This window comes from Acidiphilium sp. AL (genome assembly GCF_025499445.1).
Lineage (GTDB): Bacteria > Pseudomonadota > Alphaproteobacteria > Acetobacterales > Acetobacteraceae > Acidiphilium > Acidiphilium iwatense.
On sequence record NZ_JAIMBZ010000112.1, the window covers coordinates 1 to 1,661 of the forward strand.

Here is a 1,661-nt window from a genome sequence, read left to right on the forward strand (position 1 = left end):
GCTCAACCGGAACCGGCGTCTGGCAAAGGATTTCGAGGGTACAATCCATTCCGCTACCGCCTTCCTCTACGCCGCATCCGTCATGCTCCTCACCCGCCGACTCGCTCGTTACACATGAGTTCCGAGTCAGACTCTTAGGAGTTGGTTGCCCGGGTTCCACAGACGCGTACAGTGGAACTAAATACACTATACTACCGAACAACGGAAATAATAAGTGGAATATTATCGAAAAATCTGCACGATGATTTTTGTAAAAATAAAATGGAAGAGCCGCGTTAACTATTAGAAATACTACAATCAATGGAATCGTCCCAAGGGTTCCCGTCCAATTAAATGCATTAGTTGGACCAAAGATAGATCCAAGCACAAGGGCGACAATAATTGAACTGCTAAAAACAAAATAAAGTGAAATATACGGCGTTCCCCTCTGGCTATGAACATTTGATAGACTGATCGGTAAAACACCTTCTTTTGAAAGATTGTAAATTACTCGAGATATCGCATTCATGATGACAATAGTCAGAGATATTGTACTTGTAATCCCGGCAATAAGAAGAATAAACGAAAAATTTCCCAATGCGTGATCGGCGACAGATATCAATGGGTAGTTTCCATGAGTAAGTAGTTTTTTATTAAATCCAGACCCAATGATTGTAGCATAAACACAGAAAACATATAATAACAAGGCAAATATTGTAGCCGAAAAAACCGCTATCCTAATAGTAGAATGAGGCCTCTTCGCCTCTTCAGCCATGGCAGCTGCATTACTCGAACCCAGAAATGGATATACTGCCAAAGGAAATGCCAGCCCAAGATCGCTAAAATTTCCAAATAATTTTATAAAACTAAACGGTTGTATAGAAATAAAACGAAGGTGTGTGGCTATCATTGCGAGTGATGCTACCAACAGCACCGCAGTTTCGAAAGCAAATAGCGCGATCGCAAGTTTTGACGAAATAGTGACTCCCAGAATACGGAGATAAACGGCTATTAAAGAAAACATAAACATTAACAAAATCCAATTAATAGTATAACCAAGCATTTGCTGAATACTATATTGTATCCATGTTGTCAAATCGCGTCCAACCGTGACCCCTTTTTTGCGTCCAATTCCGACCCCCTTCGTCGTTAGGTATGGCGTTAGTGGAGGGGGCTTATCCACGTAGTGCATAGGGGGGACCCGCGGCCTTCGACGCGCGCCATCGAGCGCAAGCGGCGGAGGGCGTGGGGGGGCCTGTGCACCCACGTGGATAAGCCGGGTGGGGGTCTGGGGGAGGGTTTTTGGTCAGCTTCGGTGTTTGAAGCGCCAGCTTTCGTTGCTGGTTTCGATGATATCGCAATGGTGGGTCAGGCGGTCGAGCATGGCGGTGGTCATCTTGGCGTCGCCAAAAACTTGCGGCCAATCGGCAAAGGCGAGATTCGTGGTGATCAGCAGGGAGGTGTTTTCGTAGAGCTTGCTGATCAGGTGGAACAGTAGCTGTGCCCCCGGTTGGCTGAACGGCAGGTAGCCGAGTTCATCGAGTCACGTTGAGCTCAACGTGACTCGACTTATGTGCAGCGCGCAGTGATGTGGAGTCGAGGCCGTTTCCCGGCCTTAGTTAACGTCGTGGATCGCCCCCGCTCAACATAACCGATGCTGCGCAGGGTAGCGTGGTTCTCCC

At 47.2% G+C, this 1,661-nt stretch carries 3 pseudogenes; 1 reads left to right on the top strand and 2 read right to left on the bottom strand.

The features are described 5' to 3' along the window. Positions 1–118: pseudogene (locus AiwAL_RS20120) on the top strand (IS5/IS1182 family transposase); the annotation flags it as partial. A 108-nt stretch (positions 119–226) separates the two neighbouring features. Here the strand turns inward: AiwAL_RS20120 and AiwAL_RS20125 are convergent. After that, positions 227–1,171 (bottom strand): annotated as a pseudogene (locus AiwAL_RS20125) (APC family permease); the annotation flags it as partial. Between the two features lie 114 nt (positions 1,172–1,285). Continuing rightward, a pseudogene (locus tag AiwAL_RS20130) lies at positions 1,286–1,522 on the bottom strand (ATP-binding protein); the annotation flags it as partial. Positions 1,523–1,661: the final 139 nt, after the last annotated feature.